Source organism: Oceanobacillus bengalensis, assembly GCF_003628445.1.
GTDB classification, from domain to species: domain Bacteria; phylum Bacillota; class Bacilli; order Bacillales; family Amphibacillaceae; genus Oceanobacillus; species Oceanobacillus bengalensis.
Window position 1 is genome coordinate 1 of record NZ_RBZO01000042.1, and the last position, 25,684, is coordinate 25,684.

24 protein-coding genes, 11 tRNA genes and 1 rRNA gene are annotated in these 25,684 nt (G+C 36.8%); 26 read left to right on the top strand and 10 right to left on the bottom strand.

All coding sequences use genetic code 11. The features are described from left to right. Window positions 1-78: 78 nt before the first annotated feature. Window positions 79-441, bottom strand: a complete 363-nt coding sequence (locus D8M05_RS18065) for a hypothetical protein (protein ID WP_121134345.1) — start codon at window positions 439-441, stop codon at window positions 79-81. A gap of 255 nt (window positions 442-696) precedes the next feature. Here D8M05_RS18065 and D8M05_RS18070 point away from each other — a divergent pair, with 255 nt between their 5' ends. After that, a complete protein-coding gene (locus D8M05_RS18070) occupies window positions 697-1,566 on the top strand; it encodes a metallophosphoesterase (protein ID WP_121134347.1) in 870 nt (289 codons plus the stop codon). A 58-nt stretch (window positions 1,567-1,624) separates the two neighbouring features. Here D8M05_RS18070 and D8M05_RS18075 read toward each other — a convergent pair whose 3' ends face one another. Continuing rightward, the gene (locus D8M05_RS18075) at window positions 1,625-1,906 is read right to left on the bottom strand and encodes a hypothetical protein (protein ID WP_121134349.1); all 282 of its coding nucleotides are present in this window, start codon (window positions 1,904-1,906) and stop codon (window positions 1,625-1,627) included. A 163-nt stretch (window positions 1,907-2,069) separates the two neighbouring features. Then, on the bottom strand, window positions 2,070-2,276 hold the full coding sequence (locus tag D8M05_RS18080) for a heavy-metal-associated domain-containing protein (protein ID WP_121134351.1): 207 nt from the start codon (window positions 2,274-2,276) through the stop codon (window positions 2,070-2,072). Between the two features lie 311 nt (window positions 2,277-2,587). On the opposite strand from D8M05_RS18080, the gene uraA reads away from it, so the two are divergent. Continuing rightward, window positions 2,588-3,847, top strand: a complete 1,260-nt coding sequence (uraA, locus tag D8M05_RS18085) for a uracil permease (protein ID WP_121134353.1) — start codon at window positions 2,588-2,590, stop codon at window positions 3,845-3,847. A gap of 107 nt (window positions 3,848-3,954) precedes the next feature. Here the strand turns inward: uraA and D8M05_RS18090 are convergent, their stop codons facing one another. Continuing rightward, window positions 3,955-5,517 carry a peptide chain release factor 3 gene (locus D8M05_RS18090; protein WP_121134355.1) on the bottom strand — a complete coding sequence of 521 codons (1,563 nt, stop codon included), beginning with the start codon at window positions 5,515-5,517 and terminating at the stop codon, window positions 3,955-3,957. Between the two features lie 288 nt (window positions 5,518-5,805). Here D8M05_RS18090 and D8M05_RS18095 point away from each other — a divergent pair, with 288 nt between their 5' ends. Then, a complete protein-coding gene (locus tag D8M05_RS18095) occupies window positions 5,806-6,384 on the top strand; it encodes a macro domain-containing protein (protein WP_121134356.1) in 579 nt (192 codons plus the stop codon). Window positions 6,385-6,463: 79 nt separating this feature from the next. Here the strand turns inward: D8M05_RS18095 and D8M05_RS18100 are convergent, their stop codons facing one another. Then, window positions 6,464-6,997, bottom strand: a complete 534-nt coding sequence (locus tag D8M05_RS18100; protein WP_121134358.1) for a transcription repressor NadR — start codon at window positions 6,995-6,997, stop codon at window positions 6,464-6,466. A 194-nt stretch (window positions 6,998-7,191) separates the two neighbouring features. Between D8M05_RS18100 and nadC the strand changes: the two genes are divergently transcribed. The 4 genes from nadC to D8M05_RS18120 all read left to right on the top strand — a co-directional run bounded on the left by nadC (window position 7,192) and on the right by D8M05_RS18120 (window position 11,517). Next, window positions 7,192-8,040 (top strand): carboxylating nicotinate-nucleotide diphosphorylase, encoded by an 849-nt coding sequence (nadC, locus tag D8M05_RS18105; RefSeq protein ID WP_121134360.1) that lies wholly within the window; start codon window positions 7,192-7,194, stop codon window positions 8,038-8,040. Between the two features lie 23 nt (window positions 8,041-8,063). Then, window positions 8,064-9,089: a TAXI family TRAP transporter solute-binding subunit gene (locus tag D8M05_RS18110; RefSeq protein ID WP_183072859.1), complete on the top strand. Its 1,026-nt coding sequence runs from the start codon at window positions 8,064-8,066 to the stop codon at window positions 9,087-9,089. A gap of 48 nt (window positions 9,090-9,137) precedes the next feature. Then, complete coding sequence (locus D8M05_RS18115) at window positions 9,138-11,084, top strand: TRAP transporter permease (RefSeq protein WP_183072860.1); 1,947 nt, start codon at window positions 9,138-9,140, stop codon at window positions 11,082-11,084. A 112-nt stretch (window positions 11,085-11,196) separates the two neighbouring features. Further along, on the top strand, window positions 11,197-11,517 hold the full coding sequence (locus tag D8M05_RS18120) for a glycine cleavage system H family protein (protein WP_121134366.1): 321 nt from the start codon (window positions 11,197-11,199) through the stop codon (window positions 11,515-11,517). Window positions 11,518-11,695: 178 nt separating this feature from the next. Here D8M05_RS18120 and D8M05_RS18125 read toward each other — a convergent pair whose 3' ends face one another. The 3 genes from D8M05_RS18125 to D8M05_RS18135 all read right to left on the bottom strand — a co-directional run bounded on the left by D8M05_RS18125 (window position 11,696) and on the right by D8M05_RS18135 (window position 16,163). Next, the gene (locus D8M05_RS18125; protein WP_121134368.1) at window positions 11,696-13,606 is read right to left on the bottom strand and encodes a vWA domain-containing protein; all 1,911 of its coding nucleotides are present in this window, start codon (window positions 13,604-13,606) and stop codon (window positions 11,696-11,698) included. 15 nt (window positions 13,607-13,621) lie between these two features. Continuing rightward, window positions 13,622-14,494, bottom strand: a complete 873-nt coding sequence (locus tag D8M05_RS18130; protein WP_121134370.1) for an ATP-binding protein — start codon at window positions 14,492-14,494, stop codon at window positions 13,622-13,624. Between the two features lie 178 nt (window positions 14,495-14,672). Next, entirely contained in the window at window positions 14,673-16,163 is a 1,491-nt protein-coding gene (locus tag D8M05_RS18135) for a peptide MFS transporter (protein WP_121134372.1), read from the bottom strand. 244 nt (window positions 16,164-16,407) lie between these two features. Here D8M05_RS18135 and D8M05_RS18140 point away from each other — a divergent pair, with 244 nt between their 5' ends. From D8M05_RS18140 to D8M05_RS18170, 7 genes are all read left to right on the top strand, one after another. Further along, entirely contained in the window at window positions 16,408-17,706 is a 1,299-nt protein-coding gene (locus tag D8M05_RS18140; RefSeq protein ID WP_121134373.1) for an NCS2 family permease, read from the top strand. 259 nt (window positions 17,707-17,965) lie between these two features. Then, on the top strand, window positions 17,966-18,556 hold the full coding sequence (locus D8M05_RS18145; RefSeq protein ID WP_121134375.1) for a WxL domain-containing protein: 591 nt from the start codon (window positions 17,966-17,968) through the stop codon (window positions 18,554-18,556). A 131-nt stretch (window positions 18,557-18,687) separates the two neighbouring features. Beyond that, complete coding sequence (locus D8M05_RS18150) at window positions 18,688-19,707, top strand: DUF916 domain-containing protein (protein WP_245985532.1); 1,020 nt, start codon at window positions 18,688-18,690, stop codon at window positions 19,705-19,707. A 90-nt stretch (window positions 19,708-19,797) separates the two neighbouring features. Next, the gene (locus D8M05_RS18155; protein WP_121134377.1) at window positions 19,798-20,151 is read left to right on the top strand and encodes a DUF378 domain-containing protein; all 354 of its coding nucleotides are present in this window, start codon (window positions 19,798-19,800) and stop codon (window positions 20,149-20,151) included. Between the two features lie 106 nt (window positions 20,152-20,257). After that, a complete protein-coding gene (locus D8M05_RS18160) occupies window positions 20,258-20,467 on the top strand; it encodes a gamma-type small acid-soluble spore protein (protein ID WP_121134379.1) in 210 nt (69 codons plus the stop codon). An 18-nt stretch (window positions 20,468-20,485) separates the two neighbouring features. Continuing rightward, a complete protein-coding gene (locus D8M05_RS18165) occupies window positions 20,486-20,788 on the top strand; it encodes a DUF3892 domain-containing protein (RefSeq protein WP_121134381.1) in 303 nt (100 codons plus the stop codon). A gap of 137 nt (window positions 20,789-20,925) precedes the next feature. Next, window positions 20,926-21,402 carry a DUF2975 domain-containing protein gene (locus D8M05_RS18170; RefSeq protein ID WP_121134382.1) on the top strand — a complete coding sequence of 159 codons (477 nt, stop codon included), beginning with the start codon at window positions 20,926-20,928 and terminating at the stop codon, window positions 21,400-21,402. A gap of 219 nt (window positions 21,403-21,621) precedes the next feature. Here the strand turns inward: D8M05_RS18170 and D8M05_RS18175 are convergent, their stop codons facing one another. Then, complete coding sequence (locus D8M05_RS18175) at window positions 21,622-23,127, bottom strand: MDR family MFS transporter (protein ID WP_121134384.1); 1,506 nt, start codon at window positions 23,125-23,127, stop codon at window positions 21,622-21,624. Window positions 23,128-23,412: 285 nt separating this feature from the next. Next, window positions 23,413-23,844, bottom strand: a complete 432-nt coding sequence (locus D8M05_RS18180) for an SRPBCC family protein (RefSeq protein ID WP_121134386.1) — start codon at window positions 23,842-23,844, stop codon at window positions 23,413-23,415. Between the two features lie 243 nt (window positions 23,845-24,087). Here D8M05_RS18180 and D8M05_RS18185 point away from each other — a divergent pair. The 12 genes from D8M05_RS18185 to D8M05_RS18240 all read left to right on the top strand — a co-directional run. Continuing rightward, window positions 24,088-24,162, top strand: a tRNA-Asn gene (locus D8M05_RS18185). Between the two features lie 4 nt (window positions 24,163-24,166). Beyond that, window positions 24,167-24,257: transfer RNA gene (locus D8M05_RS18190), tRNA-Ser, on the top strand. A 12-nt stretch (window positions 24,258-24,269) separates the two neighbouring features. Then, a tRNA-Glu gene (locus tag D8M05_RS18195) sits at window positions 24,270-24,344 on the top strand. 4 nt (window positions 24,345-24,348) lie between these two features. Then, window positions 24,349-24,424: transfer RNA gene (locus tag D8M05_RS18200), tRNA-Val, on the top strand. A gap of 58 nt (window positions 24,425-24,482) precedes the next feature. Next, a tRNA-Asp gene (locus D8M05_RS18205) sits at window positions 24,483-24,559 on the top strand. Between the two features lie 15 nt (window positions 24,560-24,574). Next, a tRNA-Ser gene (locus D8M05_RS18210) sits at window positions 24,575-24,667 on the top strand. Between the two features lie 83 nt (window positions 24,668-24,750). After that, window positions 24,751-24,823, top strand: a tRNA-Ala gene (locus D8M05_RS18215). Window positions 24,824-24,835: 12 nt separating this feature from the next. Continuing rightward, window positions 24,836-24,909 (top strand) — tRNA-Met (locus D8M05_RS18220). 14 nt (window positions 24,910-24,923) lie between these two features. Further along, a tRNA-Ile gene (locus tag D8M05_RS18225) sits at window positions 24,924-25,000 on the top strand. Between the two features lie 11 nt (window positions 25,001-25,011). Beyond that, window positions 25,012-25,085, top strand: a tRNA-Gly gene (locus D8M05_RS18230). A gap of 11 nt (window positions 25,086-25,096) precedes the next feature. Beyond that, window positions 25,097-25,170: transfer RNA gene (locus D8M05_RS18235), tRNA-Ile, on the top strand. A 294-nt stretch (window positions 25,171-25,464) separates the two neighbouring features. Next, window positions 25,465-25,684 (top strand): 16S ribosomal RNA (locus D8M05_RS18240); the annotation flags it as partial.

Consider the following 25,684-nt stretch of genomic DNA (forward strand, 5'->3'; position numbering starts at 1 on the left):
CTCACTCAATATAATCACTCCTGATGTTTCCCCCTAACATGTCATTAGGGTTATTTTCTATCAAAAGTGGCTCAGTTTTCAATTGCTATGGTGGCTCACTTTTAAGTTACCATATACACTTATCAAGTTCATTTGAAGAGAATTTTGCTCTATTTCAATCTTGAGAGAGCTTATCAAGTTCATTTGAAGAGAATTTTGCTCTATTTTAATCTTGAGAGAGCTTATCAAGTTCATTTCAGGAGGGTTTTGCTCTATTTTAATCTTGAGAGAGCTTATCAAGTTCATTTCATGAGGGTTTTGCTCTATTTTAATCTTGAGAGAGCTTATCAAGTTCATTTGAAGAGAATTTTGCTCTATTTTAATCTTGAGAAGGCTTATCAAGTTCATTTCATGAGAATCTTGCTCTATTTCAATCTTGATAGCTCCGTTGAGTATTGGCATTCATAATTCTTTATTGATCTTGAGAGTACAAGCATGATTTTTTTTTGAGTTCGATGTTACCTCGCATTTTATATGAAATCCGAAGTAATTTAAATTGTGATGAAGATTTTCAAGCTTAGTTCGGATTCTTCTATAATTAATAACTTTTGTTCCAGCCATTTTGCTTCTTAATCCTTAAAATTAGATTATCCATATTTTACAACTAAAAAATCATCCGAAATACCTATATAATAACTAGAAGAGGGGGATGCATAAATGACATATGTACTCATCACGATTCTAGTATTATTTTTGATCTATTATTTCTATAAAGGGAATAAAAATACACATTCTATCGTTATCAACACAATTAAACTTGATAATGCTAAATCTTCATCTAGTTCTCCTTCTTTAAGGATACTCCAAATATCCGATATGCATATTGAAAATATTTCAATTACTCCTGAACGCTTATACCATGAATTAAAGGATCAGCGAATTGATATGATTGCCCTGACTGGAGATTTTCTTGATCGCAGGCGAAGTATACCGAGACTTGCTCCTTATTTAGAGGTATTTAAAAAATTGGAACCTGTTTATGGTTCATTTGCGGTTTTTGGAAATCACGACTATGTACTAAAAAATGATAATTTTGACCAATTAAAAAACTTACTAGAGCAATATGGGATCAAAACGATGCAAAATGAACATACATGTATCGAAATTGATGGAAGGAAAATTAATATTATTGGTATTGATGATTTTAGTACGAAACATAGTGAAATCGAAAAATCTTATAAAGGTTTGGAAGCAGGTTATAATCTGGTATTAACACATGATCCAAACATTGTCCTCGATATGCCAAATCATCATTTCGATTATTTGTTAGCTGGACACTTTCATGGTGGGCAAATTTATTGGCCAAAACCGTATCATCTTGCTAAAATGGGGAAGTTGGCGCGAATGAACATTATAAAAGGTTTGCACTACCATCATGGAAGAGCATATTATATTAGCGAAGGTTTAGGGCAAACAGGTGTGAATATCCGTGTTGGTAGCCGACCTGAAATTACGTTTCATGAAATTCAAATTCCTGTTCCTGTCAGTGAAAAACAAAAAAGGGTAAATGAGACAATAGCTGGATAATGGATCCAGCTATTGTTTTTTGGGGTAGGAGGGCTTATATACAACAACTACGACTTATTTAGCCTTGTTCAGAGTTCCCAACAACTTGCTGTATTGAAGTGGGGATGCCTTGAGGCTGTGCTTGCCCACCACTATTCTGGTTGTTCATGTTCATCATATCTTGTATTGGCTCTGCAAATTGTTGGACAGTTTGGTTATTCATTACATTTTGCATGGCACTAGTCATCTGTTGTGGCAATTTCTGAAATGTCCCATTTTGAACACCTTTTGTAATACCGTAAATAGCAGCTCCAGCAGCACCAATTGTTAACAACGAAGTCATCATACCACGGTTGTTCATCAGCAGTCATCATCCTTTAAAGTTATTTGTAATGCTTCTTTTTATAAGAAGCATCTTTAGTTTTGATGAAAGAGGAGATTATATACTGGAAAGCTTTCCCTCATATTTTTCCACTGCTTATACTTATATTTTTGCTGTTTTCGTAATGTTTGTTGCTTCATTTTTAGCGAATCAAGTAGTTCTGTTCCATTAATGCAGTAGCAATGTGCTCTGGGGTTATCTTCGTATCATCGAATTGGATTTTTATCTCACCATCATCTGTGTCAATTAACACTCTTTCCATTCCATCGTATTGATTTAATAGTGCTTCAATTTGCTGAATCCCAGGTTCAGTTGTAGCCTCGCGTACAAAAAAAGTTGTTTCAGCCATAAATCTTTCTCCTTTTTAAAAAGCTTTTTTATGTTAGTATGTCTAAAAAGGGTAAAGGGATTCGACAAAAATATCTTGACATATTGTATAATCATCTGTAATAATTATATCAATAACATATGAAACCTTTAAATTCAGTCCTGTGAGGCTGGCAAGGTTGTGCGGTTTATTATGTCTCTGTGGGCAAATTTTTACTTGTGCCTGAAATTTGCTAGAGCATAATAGTAATCAAGCATCTTGCCAGAACATTAGGCGAGGTGCTTTTTTAGTTGTAAATAAAAATAGAAATAAATTACAGGGGAGAGATTATAGTGGCACATAGAGAAATTCAAGTTGATGAGCGTTTGCCATTAGCACAAAGTTTACCATTAAGTTTACAGCACTTATTTGCAATGTTCGGTTCAACCGTATTAGTACCAATATTGTTTGGGGTTGACCCAGCAACCATTTTACTAATGAATGGGTTAGGAACGATACTTTATATTCTAATTACAAAAGGAAAAATACCAGCATATTTAGGATCGAGTTTTGCTTTTATATCTCCAGTAACCGCGGTATTAACCGATGGCGGGGGATATGGTGCCGCCTTAGGTGGATTCTTCATCGTTGGGCTCGTACTCGTTATTGTTGCATTTATTGTACGACTGGTTGGAACATCATGGATTGATGTGATTTTTCCACCAGCTGCAATGGGAGCGATTGTTGCTGTTATCGGCTTAGAACTTGTACCTACAGCTGCTGGTATGGCTGGCTTAGTTCGAGCGGCAGATGCACCAATCGATACTACTGCAATAACTGTTTCACTACTCACTCTTGGTGCTACCATTGTTTATTGGGTAACAATGAGAGGATTCTTGAAAATTATTCCAATTCTTTTAGGGATTGTTACAGGTTATATCATTGCAACACTTTTTGGAATTGTCGACTATACAGCAGTAAAAGAAGCGGCATGGATTCAAATGCCAACTTATTATCAAATTGAATTCAATTGGGCTGACATCATTGTTATTTTACCAGCTGCACTCGTATTAATTCCTGAGCATATCGGTCACTTGGTCGTAACAGGGAACATCGTAAAGAAAGATCTAGTAAAAGACCCAGGACTAGATCGTTCATTATTTGGTAATGGTATTTCAACGATGATTTCTAGTCTCCTAGGCTCTACACCGAACACTACTTATGGAGAAAATATTGGTGTTCTCGCGATTAGTCGTGTTTACTCAACATGGATTATTGGTGGAGCTGCAGTTATCGCGGTTGTTTTATCCTTCTGTGGAAAGCTTGCAGCATTGATTCAATCGATTCCAACACCAGTTATGGGCGGTATTTCGTTACTATTATTTGGAATCATTGCGGTAAGCGGGCTACGTATGTTAGTTGAACAGCAAGTGGATTATAATAACTCACAAAATTTAATACTTACTTGTGTTGTTTTAGCAGTAGGAATTAGTGGGGCATCGATTACTCTCGGGGCAGTATCATTATCAGGTATGGGGCTTGCAACCATTATCGCCATCGTATTAAGCTTATTCTTTAAGTTACTAGACATATTGAAATTGTCGAATGAATAGTGGTAGTTGACACTTCATAAAAAAATCGTGATTCCATGGTGGAATCACGATTTTTTTATGGATACTCTATCGACAAAATTAAACAAATTTCGAGGAGTGACAGGCACCTATAAGCGGTTGAAGAGTTCAATTTTCGGGTTGTTTTCTTTAAACCAATTTAGTGCAAATTGATTTTGGAATAGAACGAGATTATTTCCGTCTCGGTCACGAACCAGTAATTTTCGCTCATCAAATAAGGATTCGTTTACTTTTTCATCTGAATTTAGCCAGCGTGGAATGCGTTCACCAATCGTATCAAACATGACATCCACATTGTATTCATTTTCCATCCGGTATTTAAATACATCATATTGTAATTCACCAACTGCACCAAGAATATAGGATTCTGTTCGTTTATCACGGAATAGTTGAATCGCACCTTCTTGTACAAGCTGCTCAATTCCCTTTTTAAACTGTTTTGACTTCATTACGTTTTTAGCTGTTACTTTCTTAAATAATTCAGGTGGAAATTGTGGTAACTCATCGTAGTTAAATTGCGCTCTTCCTTCAATTAGTGTGTCTCCAATTTGATATGCATTAGGATCATAAATACCGATGATATCACCTGCATATGCCTCATCAACTGTTTCACGAGTAGAAGCAACAATTTGTTGTGATTGTGACAATTTAAATACCTTGCCCGTTCTTGAAAGTTTTACACTCATGCCACGCTCGAACTTCCCAGAGCAGACGCGGATAAAAGCAATCCTATCACGATGGGCAGGATTCATATTTGCTTGAATTTTAAAGATGAAGCCCGAGAATTCAGGACTGTCAGGTTCAACCATACCTTCTGTTGTCTTCCGAGGCTGTGGAGTTGGAGCCATCGAAATAAAGGTATCAAAAAAGATGTCCACACCAAATGGTGCAAGTGCACTCCCGAAAAAGACAGGGGTTTGTTCACCAGATAATACAGCTTCTAATGAGAATTGATCACCGGCTTCATCTAACAGTGCTACTTCATCTTGAGCTGCTTCAAATGCAGTTTGCGATGTGATCTCTTGATGTTCATCCTTTTCTAAATCTTCATATGGAATATAGGTCTCTTCTTCATTTCCATTAAACTTAACGAATTGTTTCCCATGGCGGTCGAATATCCCTAAAAACCTTTTGCCCATCCCAACTGGCCAGTTCATTGGGTATGTTTCAATATCCAATACTTCTTCAATCTCTTCAAGTAACGCGAGTGGTTCTTTTCCTTCACGATCCAGTTTATTAATAAAGGTAAATATTGGTATTCCTCGCATACGACAAACTTTGAATAGCTTGAGTGTCTGTGCTTCAATCCCTTTTGTGGCATCAATAATCATGACAACACTGTCCACTGCAGTTAGTGTCCGGTACGTGTCCTCACTGAAGTCTTCATGGCCTGGTGTATCAAGAATATTTACCTGTAGGTCGTTATATTGAAAGTTCATTACACTAGATGTAACGGAAATACCACGTTGTTTCTCAATTTCCATCCAATCTGATGTAGCAAATTTTCCAGATTTTTTCCCTTTTACAGTACCAGCTGTACGAATTAAATTACCTACTAAAAGCAATCTCTCTGTTAATGTTGTTTTCCCAGCATCGGGGTGGGAGATGATTGCAAATGTTTTTCTTTTTTGTACTTCTTCTTTTATAGACATAAAAATCCCTCTCATTTCATTAGTTTCATTTGTTCAAATTGTTGCTGGGATTTTTTTACATCGGATAACGCTCCTTTTCTTAACATTCACTTTATCTAAATGATGACCCTTATTACTATACTATAATACATTTGTGATTACGATATTATTTTTTGCCTGTAAGTGTTTACATTATTTTTCTTTCTATTATTCTCCCAAAAAAATGATATAATAAGTATTTGTAAAGTAATTATTAAATTGTCGTGTACTGATTATATAGATATAGGTTATGTCCTGAGGAGGGAAATAATGAAGATAGAGATCAATGGAAATTCTCTTGAACTGATTGTTGGTGACATTACAATGCAGGATACAGAAGCGATTGTTAATCCTGCGAATGGGACACTGATGGGTGGAGGCGGTGTTGATGGTGCCATTCATCATGCTGCTGGTGGTGAACTATTAGAAGAATGCAAACAGATTCGTGAAGAAGAATTGGATGGTAATTATCTTCGCACTGGAAAAGCAGTGATTACGAAAGGGTACAACTTGAAAGCTTTATATGTTATCCATACAGTAGGTCCTGTCTGGGAGGGGAATAGAGAAGACGCTGAAACTAAGTTGTCACATGCATACATAAACTCCTTGCAATTAGCAAAAAAAAATGGAATTACTAGTATTTCATTTCCGTCTATTTCAACTGGAGTTTATCGTTATCCTACTAAATTAGCATCGATCGTTGCTCTACAAGCAATCATTGATTTTTTAAGTGAAAATAACTTCGGAAGTGTAGTGTTAACATTATATTCAGAAAAATATTATGATGTATATGAAGAAACGTTAAAAAATCTTACCCCAAAAATAAAGGAAATAATCCCTAGTAAATAAGGGATTATTTTTTTGTTTTTAGAAGGGGAATATTGGATGTACTTATGGAATGGAAAAAACAGAAGTAGCTACCTAAAAACTATACAAGTATACCCGCCTTTCTCAACTCCTCACATACTGCTTCTAATTTATCCCTCGAATCCGATTCAATTGTGTGTAAATGAATCCCGTTGGTTAAAGTGGATAGATAAGAAGCATTCGTTTCGGAAATCTTTTGAATAAAATCATCGACTTCTTTCCGAGTACGTACACGAATGGATGCAGTTAAATCACCATATACTTGATGTTCAACGATGACATCTTTTATTGAAACACCATGATCAACGATGGCATACATTTCATCGAGGGCTTGGTCAGGAGTATGGTTACAGACAATGACCATCCTTTCTAATTGGTGCTCTTTCTCATCATTTAAGTATATATATCCTTGGCTTGTGGCGATAATCGGTTCGTTTTTTGCTTTTAAAATCGATACATCTTGAACAATAACTTGCCGACTAACATTCGTTATCTTTGCAAACTCACTTCCGGTTATTGGCTTGTCTGTCTTCTTTAATGTATTAACAATGAGGTTTTGTCGCTCATTAGCTATCATTTTCTCGTTACCCTTCATGTTCAGGTTCTCCCCCGTATATAATTTTCTAATTACGATACTAGCCCCATCTTATCATAAAACTACTTGATATTATATTCATTTTGTGTAAATATATATGTCAAGACAGGTGAATATACTGTGTATTTTTTGTTGTAAAGTAATGTATTGATTGTGAAAATCATCACATTTTGTGGAGGTAAGGAGAAGAGACGATGAACAAATTAAAATTACGAAAAAAACTAGAATCTTTTTTATTAGAGGATATGGGGGATATTGATTTAACAAGTAATTCCATTTTTCCAATTTACCAAAAGGGAAGTGGCGTTCTAATAGCAAAAGAAGGTGGGGTTATATCTGGTTTAGCTATAATTGAAGAAGCTTATCATCTACTAGATTCTCAGATTGAGGTTGTTCTCCATGTTGCTGACGGAGACATCGTAAAAAAGGGTGATCCTATTGCGGAAGTTTACGGGCCAGTTAGGTATATATTATCGGGGGAGCGAGTGATCTTAAATCTTGTGCAGCGAATGAGTGGAATAGCAACGATTACGAATAATTGTGTGAAACGATTAAACGATAATACCATTCAAATTTGTGATACAAGAAAGACAATTCCGGGTTTACGTATGTTTGATAAATATGCAGTTGTCACAGGTGGGGGGAAGAATCATCGAAATGGCTTGTTTGACGGTGTCATGATTAAGGATAATCATATTTCTTACTCAGGGTCTATTACAAAAGCGGTTGAAGCGGTGCGTAAACAGGTGGGACATATGGTTAACATAGAAGTTGAAACGGAAAATAAACGAGAAGTATTGGAAGCGATTAATTCCGGTGCGGATATCATTATGTTTGATAATCGAACACCAGAAGAAGTGAAGGAATTCTCTAGTTTGGTCCCAGAGCATATTGTGACGGAAGCTTCAGGAGGAATTAATCTGGACACAATATCGGAATATGCTAACACGGGAGTTGATTACATATCTCTTGGTTTATTGACACATTCTGTTAAAGCCTTAGATATTAGTTTCCAAGTAAAAGAGGGAAGAAAAAAAGATTAATATAATATATTGGAGGAATGAACGTGAGTAGACAGACCGCCATAGCTACACTAATGCTTCTATGTTTATTCATTTTGTCTGCCTGTGGGAATGAGAATGTTGTTTCTAAAGCGGATGAAGCAAGTATAAAAACAGACAAAACCAGTCCTATTCAAACAACAATAATTGGTGGGCGAACAGGTGGTGCTTGGTCAATTTTTACAGAAGGAATTGCAGAATCAATAAGGCGAAATAACGTTGGATCAATGATTACAGTTGAACCGGGTGGGATAGTAGAGAATCCACCGACAGTAGGTGTAAATAAAATTCCTTATGGTCTTTCGTATGCGATGACTGCTTATGCTGCGTACATTGGGGAAGAACCATATGAAAGGGCGTATGAAGATATTCGAGCAGTGAGTGTTGTTATCCCTGCGAATTACTATCAATTTGTTGTACCAGCTGACGTTCCTTTTGATTCATTTGAAGAAATAGTAGAAAATCAAGTTGCTCTTCGTTTGGCGGTTGATCAAAAAGGGTCAGCTGGTGAAATAATTACGAGAAATATTTTTGAGTCGTATGGCGTTTCGTATGATGACATTACGACATGGGGAGGGTCAGTAGATTATTTAGGGGGATCTAAAGCATTTGAAATGATGTCAGATCATCGTATTGACGCTACTGGTGATGCTGTTTCAGTTCCTTCAAGTGATATTATTGAGGCTTCCACAATACTAGATTTAAAAATAATTGCATTAAGTCAGGAGACGGTTCAAGTCGTTTCTGAAAAATTAGGGATGGAACCAAATACTATTGAAGCTGGTAGCTACACCTTCCTTGATGAAGATCTTAATACATTGAGTACACAAGCAATTTTAATGGTGCATAAAGATGTTCCAGAAGAAGAGGTTTATCAGGTTACAAAATCGATATATGATAATCTCGAATACTTAGGAAATGTTCATGAGGAATTTAAAAAACTAATAGCTGAGAAGATGACTGATGTTGGTAATGTGCCACTACATCCTGGAGCTGAAACGTTTTTTAGGGAACAGGGATTAATCGAATAAATATGTCCTATATTATCCTAGTTTCTTGGACAGAAGGGAATAGTGTTTGTGGATATTAAAAATAAAATAGCTGGTTTATTTGTATCAGGTTATAAACGTAAATTATCTTCCTTCGATATTAAACTCTTTACCGTTTTTGCGTTGTTGTTGTCTGTCTATCAAATTTGGTCGGTCATGTGGGGGAAATTTGATCCAATGAATCAGATGGCAATCCATTTATCAGTTATATTAGCATTAACATTTTTGTTATATGGATATTCCTCTAAAACGGTAGAGGGAAAAAAGCGCAATGTCAACGCGATGACAGATTACATATGTGTATTATTAGCAATTGGGGCGGGTGTTTATTTCACGTTACATGCCGAAAGACTTGCCACTCGAATTCCAATTCTCGAACCTTTGACGAATGTAGATGTATTCTTTGGTCTAGTTTTCGTCCTTCTAACGATTGAAGCGGCACGTAGAACGATAGGTTTTCCTATTATTTTGATTGTGCTAATTGGTTTTGGATATACATTATGGGGGCATCATTTAAACGGAATATGGGGCCATCGGGAGCTATCTATCATTGAGTTTATAGATGAATTGGCTTTTAGTTTTAATGGTCTTTGGGGCTCACCAATATCAGTGGCAGCATCCTTTGTATTTATGTTTATGCTATTCGGTGCCTTTCTGAATAAAGCAGGAGCTGGAGCGTTTTTTTTCAATCTTTCTACTGCAATTGCGGGAAGAACTAGAGGTGGATCAGCAAAGGTGGCAGTATTAGCTAGTGCCTTTTTCGGGTCTATTTCTGGAAGTCCGACCGCTAATGTTGTAACTACTGGAACATTTACGATTCCAGTTAGTAAAAAATCTGGTTATACAAAGGCGGTCGCAGCTGCAGTTGAAGCAGCTGCATCAACTGGTGGGAGTATACTCCCACCAATTATGGGGTCATCTGCCTTCTTGATGGCTGCAGTTACGCAGTTACCATATGGTTCCATTGTTATTGCGGCCATTATACCGGGCATACTTTATTATGTATCCTTACTATGTATGGTACATTTCGAGGCTTTGCGTCTAGATATACCATTGCCGGATAAAAAGGAAATTCCAAAAATTAAACATGTATTGAAAGATGGATGGTTCTATTTTATTCCTTTAATTGTATTGATCCTTTTCTTAATACAAGGTTATAGCGCTTCTAGAACTGGTTTTTATGGTATCTTATCGATTGTCGTTGTAAGCTGGTTCCGGAAAGAGTCACGGATGGGATTGAAGAGGATTTTTGAAGCGATGGTAGATGGAGCTAAATCTGCAATTCCTGTAACGACAGCATGTGCAGCGGCAGGGTTAATCATAGCAGGAATTATGTCTACAGGGCTTGGAGGGAAGTTAACGAGTATCGTTCTCGGGTTAACGGAAGGAATGCTTTTACCTACTTTAATATTAGTTATGATTATCTGCATTATTTTAGGAATGGGAATGCCAGTTGCAGCAGCGTATATTTTAACGGCGATGCTAGCAGCACCTGCATTAATCGAATTGGGCATCGCACCACTTGCAGCCCATTTGTTTATTGTTTATTTTTCCATTTTCTCAGCCATCACTCCGCCTGTTGCAGTTGCGGCCTATGCAGCTGCAGGAATTGCAGATACAAATCCAAATCGAGTTGGACTTGAGGCTGTCAGAATTGGGATCATTGGTTTCATTGTTCCGTTCATGTTTGTATTGGAACCTTCCTTGCTTATGGAAGGGGGTATTATTGAAATCGTTTTATCATTCATCACAGCAATCATTGGCGTAATTGCACTTTCGGCGGGTGTAATTGGTTGGTTGAAAGCCAGATGTTCTCCTGTGAAACGAGTGGCATTGATTGTTGGTGGCTGTATGACGATGTATCCAGATATTATTTTAAGTGGAATTGGTATCTCGCTAATTGTTTTGGTATTTGTTTTACAACAAAGAAGAAAGATCGATATTGGAATGAAGAATTCTGCGGACATACATGCGTAATCTTTTCTGGTCGTTCAACGCGCTCGTTCGATTCCAAAGCAGATTCGTTAGCATAGGACAGGACATGAAAGTATATAGATGATACGTGAAATATTTCAGTAAGGGGGATGAAATGGTGGATTACAGTGAAGTGACTTATTGGATACGTCAAGTTAATGGTAAGTACAAGATTGGTTTATCACTGGTAGACGATATGAAGGGTGATATTACAATTCTCGAAATTAGAGATGTAGGGGAGATTGCGAGTGGGGAAACGTTTGTTCAAGTGGAAACTTCTAAAGCAGTAAGTGAACTTTTCTCTCCAGTGACCGGAAAAATTATCGAAATAAATGAGAAACTATTAGCTGGACCACAAAGTCTAAAGTATTCTGATGAAAAAGAGAATTGGATTGCAATTTTAGAAAATGTATCTGAAGAAGAGCTAGCAGGTTAATCTTAATTAATTGTTATTCATCCTTATCTAATTCATCTTCCTATAAGGAAAAGCAGTTGGAAGAATATGGGCGTTTCATCTTTCAAATTCAAAAATTAATTAATGTTTCTATTTAAAGGGGGCTGGGCCAAGACGAAAGTATTTCGTATAAATATCTCTAATCCAGCCCCTTTTATAATTATATCGTTTTAAGCAATAGTTTTTTTAGCAAAGGGGCAAATTGCTCTGGTAATTCAGTAACACTAGGAATCATTAAGCGTTCCTTTCCATAAATGTTTTTCATCGTTATATCTTCGCTTTCATCAATTTCTCCATCAGATAGGAACATCCCGATTACTTCGATTCCTTTTTTACGTGCTTCTGATACAGCTTTATTTGTATCAACAATCCCATTTTGATCATAATTTGCTGCAGCTGGTTCACCATCTGAAAAGATGAGTAAGAATTTATTCTTCTCGCTTCGAGTTTCCAATTCTTTTGAAACGACACGAATGCTAAACCCATCTCGATTATCTTCTTGCGGTTCTAACTGCATAATCTTCGGTCCGTTATTATGATAAAAGGAATCGTTGAAGGAATGGATCACATGAAAGTAATTTGGTTGGTAATTTTCTGCTACTTCCATTGCATCCTCCCAAAAGCCTATAATCGAATGTGGGATATGGAACTGTTTCAATACTTCGTGAAAAAGGACAATTGCCCGTTTGGTTTCGTCCATTTTCCCGTGCATAGAAGCAGAACAATCGACCAGTAGTGTGAATGCAGCATCAAATTCTTTGGATTCTTGGTTCTTTTTATAAAAAACCCGCGGATTCTCATCCAGTACGATTGGCAATAATTTCTTCGATAGGCGTCCGACGATTAAATCTTTTCTAGGTGCATTCTTTTTATGTTCAATTGTTTTCTTAATGGTGTTTGCGAGTTTTCTTTTTAATGCGTCTATTGCCCCTACATATTCGCGATAACGTTGGATGTCTTCATTTGAAGGCTTTTCCGATTCTTTTATTAGTTTAACCGCATCCTTATTTTCTGCACCGTAAATGTTTTCACTTGTTGCACCTTGGGTAGATTGTTCTTTATCTAGCGATTCGAGTTCAGAGTAATCATTTTTCTTTGATTTCCCGGAAGCACCTTGAATCGTACCCATTGCTTGGTCAGCATCCTCGGTTTCTCTTGCGCCGCCACCCATAATGTTGGTTTTTGTCCCGACCTCAAGCTCAAATTGCAAGAAAGTTTGTTTCCTATCATCATTTTTATTTTCACGATGCCATGTAGAAAATTTTTCATCAATAAATTCATTATCATCATTATTTACTTCTTCAGAATCACAGTTTTTTACATCATCTGTTCGAGTGAGCTCATCGAATAACGTATCTTTTTCTATTTCCTCTATTTTGTTAACGGGAAAGGTGAAATATTCATAAATGGTATCGTTGTAGGTACCGTCAAGACGGAAAACAATTTTTTCAGCTATCGTTGCTATGTCAGCCGAAGATCTTGCATCATACAAAGTATAGATGATTGGTTTCAAGTTCTCTAAATGGGTGAGTTGTTTTTCATTTACCCTTGGGAAACTTGGATCAGGGCTATCAGATTGAATCAATAAATATATCAGACAAAACAGTTCATCTAGTTCAAGACCTCTTGTGGCATGGGCGATTAGGTCTGTTTCAAATTTATGCTTTAAATATTTCTTTCTTACGTCAAAGCTTCTTCTCGTGCCTGGACGGTCTGCTTTAATCCTTTCTTCTAGGCGAATATCTTCGAATAGTGCAAACAATTGTGCACTGAACTTAGGCAAATCTGATTCACGTACGGATTCAAGGTATTCTTTCATTGCATGCATGCTGGAATATCGTAATGTGCCGATTGTTCTTAGGAAAACATCTGACTTATATCCAGCAATTTTAAACTCTTCTTTAGCGGTATCCCACAAGCGACTTGCTGTTATCCTCATATTACTTTTGTCGATAAAGGAACCGAAGTTATATTCGAACGTTAAGTCAGGATGAGCAGATAATACGGTAGATAAATCTTGTAATTGTAAGAAAAGATTTGTATCTACTTTCAGGTCATGGAAACGATACATCTTACATTCTCCTAACTAGAATAATGTCTCGGTTAAATTCATTACAAATTCTCGTTCTCTTTCCTCATCTAATTTATCTACAATTGAGCGAAGTATTGCTCGTTTTGGTGGAATAAGAACACTTAAATCACAAGCATCAAGTAAGGCACGAATGGAGGCTGCGTCTTCTGCTAATTTACCTTGATACACTGCTTGAATAAGATCAGATGATAATTTAACAAACAAATCAATTGTTGTCGGATCTGAGAGTTTCGTGTTCGTTTGAATCAATTCCTTTAACTGCTCACCCTCGATATAAGGGACTTCAATAACAACGAAGCGGTTTTTTAATGCTTCATTCAGTGGAACAGTTCCAATATATCCTTCGTTAATTGCTGCGATAACGTTGAAATTCTCATTTGCTGTAACGATCTCGTTTGTAAATGGGTTGGTAATTGTTCTTCGGTAATCTAGAACACCATTAATCAATGGCAATGTTTCTGGTTTGGCCATATTGATTTCATCAATATATAAGAAGGTTCCATGATTCATGGCATTGACGACAGGACCTTTTACAAACTCAATGACCTGTTTCTCATCTTCGTATGCCAATGTTTTAAAGCCAAGTAAGCTTTCTGCGTCTAAATCAACGGAGCAGTTAACACTAAACATTGGTTGGTTAAAAAGATTCGATAGTGTTTCAGCAAATTTTGTTTTTCCTGCACCAGTTGGCCCTTTAAGTAGGATGTTTTTGCCTAGGCTTAGAGCAGAAATGGCATCAACAAGTAAATCCACAGTAGGAGGCATGTAGCCACCTTGTCGGACTAGTTCTTGGAAAGTGTCGGTGGTCGGCTGACGATCTTTTAGAATTTCATTTATGTTATCTGGTAAATTATAGTTATTATTCATTGTACGTACTCCCTTCAGGCATATTGTATCATATGATAATTATAAACGTTTCTTATTCGACAAATTCTGACAAGTGACAGGCACCCTAAAAGAAAAAGCCCTGATGTACAATTCTTTATTGTACTAGAGGGCTTCTTCTTTGATTCAAATTCGACAAATTTCGAGGGGTGACAGGCACCTATTTAATTCCTTGCATAAAGTTTTTTAGTTTTGGTGAGAGCATGAATAGGATAATTCCTAATACGATTGCTACTCCACCGATAGCTCCGAAATAAATAACTTCTGTGTCTGGATTATAGAATCTCACGACTTGCGCATTGATTGCTTGTGCGGAGGCATTCGATAAGTTCCAGAGACTCATCATTTGCGCTGCAAAAGCAGCAGGTGCTAATTTCGTTGTTGCAGATAGTCCAACTGGTGATAATAGTAATTCCCCAAGTACGACGAGGAAGAAGCTAAGCACAAGCCATAGGGGACTAACTAACTGTTCTCCACCACTTAATGCTGGGAAAATCATCACTAGGAACGATAGACCAGCAAATAAAAGACCAAATGAGAATTTTTGCGAAACAGATGGTTGTCTGTCACCAAGTTTTGTCCAAAGCCAAGCAAATACAGGTGCAAGCATAATAATAAACAATGGGTTAAGTGACTGGAACCAAGATGCTTTTAGTTCAATTCCTAGAAAGTCTAACTGTGTACGTTCATTAGCATAAGTTGCTAGAATGGTAGAACCTTGTTCTTGAATGGCCCAGAACATCATAGCAGCTAAGAATAGTGGAATATACGCTAATAAACGTGAACGTTCTTGTGCATTCGTTTTTGGACTGCGATACATAGAGATAAAGTATACAGCAGGGATAATAACCCCAAGAATACTAATAAAGAAAATAACACGATCAATTGTTAACCAGCCACCTGAGAATCCGAACCAACCAACAAGAGCAATAATAACAACTGCTAAACTAACGATTCGTATCGTTTTACTACGTTCTGGTTTGGTTAAAGGATTCGGTACATGTGCTCCAGCAAGTCCAAGAGATTTTTTACGTGTAATCACATACACAACAAGTCCAATGAACATACCAACTGCGGCAATACTAAAGCCAAGATGGAAGTTATGCGTTTCGCCAATTGTACCAACAATATAAGGAGCAATAAAGGCACCCATATTAATCCCCATATAATAAATGCTGAATCCAGAATCGCGGCGTGGGTCCTTTTCACTGTACAGGTCACCAACCATGCTTCCTACATTCGGTTTAAGCAAACCAGTACCAATAATAATAAATATCATGGAAATGAATAATGCATAAATGCCAGCAGGTAATGCTAATATGACATGACCAATCATGATTAATACTCCACCGTAAAATACGGTACGGGCAGTTCCTAGAATACGGTCAGCAATCCAACCACCGATTATCCCAGACATGTATACAAGTGAACCATATATGGCCATAATAGAGTTAGCGGTAGTCTGATCAATTCCTAATCCACCATCAGTGACCTCGAAGTACATATAAAATAATAGAATAGCTCGCATTCCATAATATGAAAATCGTTCCCAGAACTCTGTGAAGAAAAGTGTAGATAAACCTTTTGGATGGCCAAAGAAACCTTTTTGCGGAATGGTTTTTAACATGGCCTCCTTGTCATGTTTGTTCATTGATGTAAATCCTCCTAATAGGTATGAATCTCTGTAATATACTGAAAATTCAGCTGAAAATGTACTAAAAAATTCAACCTACATATTTTATGACAAAATTATAGAGGAGTAAAGGAAATAGGAAATAATAAATATGTTGAGAAAAATAGAAATATAGTGATATTACTACAGATGTAACTAAAATACGACAGATATTTCGACAAAATTCGAGTGGTGACAGGCACCAAAAAAGAGGGTAGTTTTTGTGTTTCAAAAATATATAAATAAGTTTGGTGTGTATGATAAAGGGTCAACTATCAAAAAGGAAGTCCTGGCGGGAGTCATTTCCTTTTTCACAATTGTATACATTATTGTTGTTAATTCATCGATCTTAGCTGATGCTGGAATTCCCGCGGAGGCTGCAATTTGGGCAACTATTTTAACCTCCTTTGTTGGCTGTTTGCTAATGGGGTTTGGCGCAAATGTACCATTAATCCTTGTCCCAGGTATGGGTGTAAATGCAATGTTCACTTATACATTCGTTCATTCAATGGGATTAACCTGGCAAGAAGCTTTAGCTGTTGTTTTCATATCTGGAATCCTGTTTATCATCATTGCCTTTACGAAATTATCAGGAATTCTAGCAACAGCAATACCCAGTTCGTTAAAGCATGCTATATCTGTGGGATTAGGGCTGTTTCTTGCTTTAATTGGACTGGAGAAAAGCGGAATGATTATTAGGGGTGATTATTCTCTCATTAGTCTAGGTAATATTGGTAGTCCAGAAGTATTAGCTTTCCTTATTACATTAGCAACCGCAGTAGTATTGTTTCTCCGTAATGTTCCAGGAAGCTTTTTAATTACCATCTTTCTTGGTGCTATAATTGCATGGATGTTTGGGCTAATTGATATAAGTCAATTGGGTGTCTTTGAAATATCGATGGGAGATTATAGTGAAGTAATCGGTGCCATGTCGTTTGAACGGATTATGTCAATGACTTTTTGGATTGCTATATTTTCATTAACGATGGTTCTCGTATTTGAGAATATCGGATTGATTAGTGGGCAAGTAAACCAGGCTGAGCAGCCAGATAAATATACCCCTGCATTTCGTGTAGGCGCTATATCCACAATGTTAAGTGGATTCTTTGGTAGCAGTCCAACCGTATCTACCGTTGAAGGTTCTGCTGGTATCACAGCAGGTGGTCGAACTGGAATTACCTCGATTGTTACGGGCATGCTATTTCTACTGTCCGTTTTCTTTATTCCGTTTATTAAATTAATCCCTGACAGTGCAATTGCACCAATTTTAGTTATTATTGGAGGATTAATGCTACAAGATATAAAAAACATTGATCTCCAGGATTTATCAGAAGGATTTCCAGCTTTCCTGATCATTATTATGATTCCATTTTCCTATAGTATTGCCGATGGAATCGCATTTGGATTTATTGTTTACCCACTTGCAAAATTAGCTGTGGGAAAAGCGAATCAGGTTTCAGTACCGTTATATATAATAGCAGGATTATTCTTATTGAATTTTATGTTACATGGAATGGGATAAATATAGTCTAGAAAAGATTTGTAAGAATCAGTATATCTGAGCTTGCAAATCTTTTTTTGTGCATAAATAATCCTACAATCTTTAGTAAATATGGTAATTTTTGATGTCTATTCAATGTAGGAAAAAAGAACTATGATAAGTTCATAGAGTGATAAACGAAAAAGACATAAAGACAGAGAATCATGCTTCGTTCGTTTTTCATTCAAATTATTTATATATAAGGGAAAATAAATATAACAGGAAAAAGGGGAAATTAAATATGAAAAAATCATTTTCTAAAATATTTACAACTGTGTCAGCAGCAATAATATTTGCTTCAATTGTAGGTGGGAATGCTGTTTTTGCTGAAGTGACAACTTCATCACCAAGTACTTCAGCCAATATTACGGGTGGAACGCTATCAATGGATGAGATGGTAATTTCTAATTTTAAAGATGAATCACAAAATGAAACAATTAAATTAGATGGTACAAAGCAAGAAATATTTGCTGAGATTAATGACATTACAATTAAAGATCCAACAGGGACTGGTAATGGTTGGAATGTTATGGTCGAAGCGGGTCGCGTTACAAGTGGAGATAATGATTTAGGTTTTGAACGATTATTCTTTCAAGCTCCTGTAATTGAGGCGGGTGAGGGTTCTTCTCCTGCTAATACCATTACAACTTATGGCGGGTTTATAGACAAAGCAGATGCTAGTTCACTTAAAGTATTAAGTGCAGTCGCAGATGGTGGTATGGGTGCGTATACAATTGATTTTGCACCACTTAAATTAACATTGAATCCTAGTGAAGTATATACCGGCAATTATTCTACAACAGTTAAAGTAACATTAACAACTGGACCTTAATATTCATAAGTAACAATGGAGTCATGTCTTTAGGGCGTGGCTCTTTTTTTTGCATCTAATAACAACCTCCAAGATTTTTAATAATGTATAAAGAACTTCTGGATATGCTAAGTATGACGGAGGAGCGTGAAATGATGCGAACGATGTTACGATCTATTTTATTTACCATAATCCTTTTTATATGTTCTCCTGTATATCATTATATTTCTGCGCAGGAAGAAGACCTACCATTAGTAATAGAGCCACTTTATCCAGATAGCCAAATTCCTGAGACGATTGGTTATTTTGATATGACTGTAGAACCAGGTGATAGGGAGGAAATTGGGGTAAGAATTACAAACGAAAATAACAGAGAAGTTAAAGTAAATATACAGTCCGCCAATGCGTACACATACCCAACTGGAGGTATTGTATATGATTTGGAAATTGATACCGAAAATACGTCGTTATTGGAAGATGCAATTCGTCTTGCTGATTATATCGAAGTAGAAGAAGCAATCACTATTCCGGCTTTATCTTCAGTCGATATACCGATAAATATTACTGTACCAGACATAGAGGGCGAAACAATTCTAGGTGGCATTCGTATTTCAACGTTTAGTGAAGAAGGGGAGCAAACCGAAGCGGAAGAGGGAACTGCTAACTTTGTGATAAATACAGAAACAATACATGCAATAGCTGTTCAGTTGAATTTACCAAAGAGCTTAGAGTCAGAGTTTTCATTAGGACAAGCTGGTTTTATATCAAATAGTGCACAAGTATTTATCGAAATGTTTAATAAGGCGCACAAGATACAGGATAACATTTTAGGAGAATATCGGGTAACAAATAATAAAGGTGAAGAAATATTTGAAGGAGAATTTGGCCCGTTTAATATGGCCCCAAATACGAAAATTCGATATCCTTTTAATTGGAATAATGAAACACTAGATGATGGAGATTATGTACTTGATATGGAAGTAACCATTGATGATGAAACCATAAAAGCTTCGGAGAATTTCACAATTCATAATGAAGACGTGGAAGAATATGCAGAAAGAACGGAGCCTATTGTTCCGGAAGCTCGAACAAATAAAATTCCTACTTGGATGTGGGGTGGAGGGATTATATTGTTCGGCATTATTATGTTTACTATGGGAAGAAGAAAGTAGTTAGCAATAGATAAACTGGTTGAATGAAAAGGTGCAGAATATCAAAAGCTAATAACGGTAAATGAACATTAAGCAAAAGGAGGTAAATCGATGAGGTTTCTAAAAAGCCTTACTTTAACTTTAATTATCGTTGGTGCACTTAACTGGGGTCTGATCGCATTGTTTCAATTTGATTTAGTCGCAGCATTATTCGGTGGGCAAGATGCTATATTGTCAAGGTTAGTTTATGGACTTGTTGGTTTAAGTGGACTGTACTATGTAACAACAATATTAAATCCAACACCTGCTGAGGTAATTGATATCAACACGAGGCAACGTATACAACCTAGTCAGTTGAAATATGGGACAGAATTTGGTGAGGAAAAGCATACTGAAAATCCGCATGCACATACCCTTCAAACTTCTGAACAATTTAGAAAGCCACCAGATATTGATAATGATTAATTATAGACCCGTTAAGAATAAAACCTGTATCGATAAACAAATCGGACAGGTTTTCTGTGTGTAAAAGTTCCTAGCCGGTACAAACTAAGAATGCGGAGGTGTTAACTTGAAACCTAATCGTGATAATAAATCGGACGAATTTACGGTTGCAGGTACGAATATTGAAGAAGTAAAGAGAAAAAATGAGAATTCAGGTATGTCTTATAATGAGGTTAAAGAATTTATTGCTAATACAACAGGTGGAATTGGAACGGGTATTTATAGTGATACGAATGTAGAAGAGGTTAAAAGTAAAATTCACCAAGAGAAGCAGTAAAGAAAGGAGGGCGTGATGATGACGGAGAAAGATTTTGAAGAAATTTATAACAAATACAAAAACCAATCAAAAACAGTAGAAGGCTCTCTTAGTTCTATAGGAAAAGAGGAAATTATTGCGGTTCGGAAAAATGAGGATGGAGATATTATAGCTTTTAAAACAAATTCAGGTCGCGAGCTAGACTATCTGACTGCACTAAATGAAGCTAAGACTGGTAAAATTGATCATATTGATGTGTTTCAAAAATATGGTAGAGATATTATTCGAAGCGAACCAGACGGAATCAGGGAAAATAATTTGGATCAATTGCCGCTATTCTAGGCTGGTGTTGTAACTATAAAAATGCTTAGGGATTTACTCTAGGCATTTTTTGTTTGTTATAAAACATTAATTATTTATTGTAAATCGATAAAATAAATTATATAATACGATTAATAATAAAAGTGAGGTGCGCTGACATGAAACGAGGAAGTGTAACTTTTTTAGCATTGGTGATTATGATGATTGGTGTGTTTGTATTTGCTTTGTGTATCTTTTGGCTACCTATAGAGGCGAGAAATGCTGCGATAAGATTTCCGGAATTTGCTCACTTAAGGTACCCTATTCTTATTGGATTATATATAACAGCAATTCCATTTTACCTAGCTTTATATCAATCCTTGAACCTCCTAAGGTTTATTAAGCGTAATAAAGCATTCTCGAATTCTGCAGTAGCATCATTAAGACAAATAAAGAACGATGCTTTTATTATTATTACATTGTACGGAATTGGTATTGTATTTCTAATGACGCAAAATGCTCTACATCCAGGAATTGCACTTATGGGACTAACAATCATTTTTACATCTTTTATCATATTTCTCTTTGCAGAAGTGCTTCGGAAACTATTAAGGAATGCATTGGATTTAAAATTGGAAAATGATTTTACTGTATGAAGGTGATCAAAGTTGTTTGATTATCAACTATAGAAGTCCTTAAGTCCAAGTGGAGCATTATTTCCAGGTGATGGGATTCTCTAATCGTACTCTCGTTATAAAGAAGTGTTAATGGGAATGGAAGGAAGTTGAACTGGGCAGAAGTTCTCCTACATTAAATAGTGAGTAGAACAAAAAAGGTATGACACCAATCGTTACTGGAATCATACCTTTTTTCTTTTATGATGCTGGTTGCTTGGAATGATTAGACACAATCTTATCTGAAGTGTCTTCCTCATCTTCCATAGGGGTTGCACGTTTAATAAAGAAGGCAAGTATAAATGCAACTACTGCGATAATTGCTGAAATAAGGAATGCATCGTTAATACCACCGAGCATTGATTCTAAGGCGATATGTTGTTCAAGCGAAGTTGTCATTTGTCCGGTTACCTCTGCTGTTAGCTGACTTGCATAATTTGCTTCTCTTGTAGACATTATTGTAATAATTAGTGCTGTACCGATAGCGCCCGACACTTGGTTCAACGTATTATTCATAGCTGTTCCATGTGGATAAAAACGTCTTGGCAATTGATTTAATCCATTCGTCTGTATCGGCATCATAACCATAGACATCCCAAACATCCGAATTGCGTGGATAAGCATTAAATAAGAATAAGTTGTTTCAAACGTCAAATTACTTAATGAATACGTCGTGATTGTCATAATTGCCAGCCCTGTTAGTGCTAGTATTTTACCACCGTAACGGTCAAATAATTTACCAGTAACTGGTGACATAAAGGCATTGAGTATGGCTCCAGGTAATAGCATTAGCCCTGATTCCATCGGCGAAAAACCGAGAATGCTTTGTGTATAAATAGGTAAAAGCATAAATCCAGAAAACATTGCCATATTTACAACCATCATAATAATAATTGCCAAGGAATACATCGGATATTTAAAAACCTTGAAATTAAGCATTGGTTCTTTTAATTTCGATTGACGCAAAATAAACCATATTAAAGAAAGGACTCCAATGGTAATCGTTGCGTAGACCCAAGGGCTTCCCCAACCTTTTGTTCCAGCTGAACTAAAACCGTACAGTAGTCCACCGAAACCAACACTCGATAATGCGACGGAGAATCCATCAAGATGAATATTTACTTTTTCTTTCTTATCTTTTAATAAGAAGAAACCGAGAATAAAAATGACTAGAGCAATTGGTGTAATAAAATGAAATAGCATTCTCCAACTATTATGCTCAATAATCCATCCAGATAATGTCGGACCAATTGCTGGAGCGAACATTAGAATTAAACCGAATACTCCCATTACTGTTCCTCGTTTAGCAACAGGGAAGCTTACTAATAGCACATTCATTAGTAATGGCATCATAATCGCAGACCCAGAGGCTTGAATCATTCGCGCTGTCAATAAAACTGGAAACATTGTTGCTAATCCAGCAATAATCGTCCCTGATGTGAATAATCCCATCGCTATTAAGAATAGATGACGAACAGAGAATTTTTGTATTAAAAAGGCGGTTGTTGGAATTAATATTCCGTTTACTAACATGTAACCAGTGCTTAGCCATTGAACGGTTGATGTTTCAACATCGAGATCGGTCATAATGGAAGGTAACGCTACATTTAATAATGTGTTATTCAAGAATGATATAAACGCACCAATCATCAGCACCGCCAAAATTCCATATGGTGGACGATCAGTATTATTTATTGAATGATTCATTTGGTGTTTTCCTCCTATATAGACTTGTAGTACATTTTTTAGTCATTCATTTTTAGCATAAGATATATCATATACCTTGCATTATTAGATTGCAATATTAAAAGATTACTAATTTATACTTTTAAATAACTTATACTGCTAGTCTACCACTTTTCTATATGTTGTAGTAAGATAAGAATGCGATAAAAAATAAGCCCTGAAATATTCTCCAGAGCTTCTTTAAATGACATAATTATGAATTTTGGAACGACAATTTTCGGCAAATTTCGAGGAGTGACAGGCACCCTATATAGCTCTTCCGATAGCCTGCGTTAATTCAGTTGTTGTTTTTGGTATGACTGTTTTAAGGACAGGGTTAATTGCTGGGCTAAGCATTCCGCCTGCAGTAATATTAAGAAAACCTGTAATTTGTGTTTCGGTATCATTAATTGATACTGCCTCAAAAGAACCATCTCCTGTAAAGTTTTCATTAATACCTTTTAAGTTAAATGTTACTTTAGTTGGTTCCTGCCAATTGGTGATTTTAACGTCCATATGTAGTGTTCTCTTCATAATTCCGATATCACTAACAAATTTCCAGGTTAATTTGTTTTCACTTATAATTATGTGTTCAATATATCCTGGAACTAATGGTGCCCATTTATTTATGTCACTGACAAATTCCCAAACTTTACTAATTGGATAGTTAACTTTGATGGTATGAGTGCCACTCGCCAATTAAATCTCCTCCACGGTTAAGTATTTATTATTGAACATATTAAATACTATATAGTTATATTACTTTTTTTATCTTTTTAAACAAAATCTGGTAATCAATTTTTATGTAAGAAAAAAAGCACTTTAAAAATATATAAAATAATATTTTTGGAAAAAATGTTGACATTTTTACAATATCGTTTTAATATATATTTTGCTGCTGAAAAAACATTATTAATTCGCAGAATAGATTTTAAAAATCATTCCACAGTAGCTCAGTGGTAGAGCAATCGGCTGTTAACCGATCGGTCGTAGGTTCGAATCCTACCTGTGGAGCCAATAAGGAGAAGTACTCAAGTGGCTGAAGAGGCGCCCCTGCTAAGGGTGTAGGTCGCGTGAGCGGCGCGAGGGTTCAAATCCCTCCTTCTCCGCCATTTTTTAATTACGGCCCGTTGGTCAAGTGGTTAAGACACCGCCCTTTCACGGCGGTATCACGGGTTCGAATCCCGTACGGGTCACCAATGTGGAGGATTAGCTCAGCTGGGAGAGCACCTGCCTTACAAGCAGGGGGTCACAGGTTCAAGTCCTGTATCCTCCACCATTACCCAGGTAGTAAAGGGTCTTATTTTAAAGGTTCACTATTGAGGATACAACGAAATGGTCCGGTAGTTCAGTTGGTTAGAATGCCTGCCTGTCACGCAGGAGGTCGCGGGTTCGAGTCCCGTCCGGACCGCCATTATAGTTTATTGTTGGAGGTATACCCAAGTCTGGCTGAAGGGATCGGTCTTGAAAACCGACAGGCGGGTCAAACCGCGCGGGGGTTCGAATCCCTCTACCTCCTCCATCTAAATTAATTCCAATCTACGTTATTTGTTGAAAAAATAGTTATTAATATTACTAGTTAACAAGAGTTATTCATATATTTACGGGGCCTTAGCTCAGCTGGGAGAGCGCCTGCTTTGCACGCAGGAGGTCAGCGGTTCGATCCCGCTAGGCTCCACATAATAATCATGGCGGTGTAGCTCAGCTGGCGAGAGCGTACGGTTCATACCCGTGAGGTCGTGGGTTCGATCCCCTCCGCCGCTACCTGAAATTTATTAGGACCCTTAGCTCAGTTGGTTAGAGCTATCGGCTCATAACCGATCGGTCGCAGGTTCGAGTCCTGCAGGGTCCACCATTTATTTAATTGCGGGTGTAGTTTAGTGGTAAAACCTCAGCCTTCCAAGCTGATGATGAGGGTTCGATTCCCTTCACCCGCTCCATACATCATTATGGGCCTGTAGCTCAGCTGGTTAGAGCGCACGCCTGATAAGCGTGAGGTCGGTGGTTCGAGTCCACTCAGGCCCATCACTCTTTTAATTAAGTGTTGATGTTTTGTGTTATGTCATATACAATGTGTTTCTTGTCGTTTTATAACTACTTATAACGACAATTATTAAAATATTTGTTGACAAAATGAATGGCAATATGATATATTAATTAAGTTGCTGTTAAAAGGCAACGTGAATTGCTCTTTGAAAACTGAACAAAACAACCAGTATGATTTATTATACAAAAGGAACGCTAGTTTCTTTCTATAGAAGGTAACACTTCTAAAAGCTAAGGCTCATCTGATTGATTGGTGTTAATCAGATACAAACTTTTTTGGAGAGTTTGATCTTGGCTCAGGACGAACGCTGGCGGCGTGCCTAATACATGCAAGTCGAGCGCGGGAAGCAAGTAAACATCCTTTTGGATGTTCGCTTGTGGAACGAGCGGCGGACGGGTGAGTAACACGTGGGCAACCTACCTATAAGACTGGGATAACTCGCGGAAACGTGAGCTAATACCTGATAATACTTTTTATCGCATGATGGAAAGT